We start from the raw sequence: 458 nt of genomic DNA, 5'->3' as shown, positions 1-458 counted from the left end.
CCTGGCATTCCAAAAGCGGTGTATAGGTTTTTTGAAGGGGAAACAAAATGGCAATGACCATTAATACCAACGTTGTATCGATCAACGCACAACGTAATCTGAGCTTGTCGGGCAATGCCTTGTCCACCTCCATGCAGCGCCTGTCCTCGGGTCTGCGTGTGAACAGTGCCAAGGACGATGCAGCGGGTCTGGCCATTTCGGAGCGCATGAACGCGTCGGCCAAGGGCCTGGCGGTAGCAGCCCGCAATGCCAATGACGGCATTTCCCTGTCGCAAACGGCAGAAGGCGCATTGGGCAAGATGGGCGACATGCTGCAGCGCATGCGTGAGCTGGCCGTGCAAGCGTCCAATGCCACGAACAGCACCGCAGACCGTGAGGCACTGCAGTCGGAAGTCTCGCAGCTGACCGCTGAAATTGACCGTGTGGCCAAGACCACTTCGTTCAACGGCCAAAAGCTG

1 protein-coding gene is annotated in these 458 nt (G+C 57.2%); it reads left to right on the top strand.

What is annotated here, in order from left to right; all coding sequences use genetic code 11:
- Positions 1–47: 47 nt before the first annotated feature.
- Positions 48–458: flagellin N-terminal helical domain-containing protein (locus tag AC27VO_RS16540; RefSeq protein ID WP_488667811.1), on the top strand; the 411-nt coding region annotated here is incomplete at its 3' end.

This window comes from Comamonas sp. 14P8.1.4, from assembly GCF_057799285.1.
This window is presented reverse-complemented; position numbering and strand designations above follow the sequence as displayed.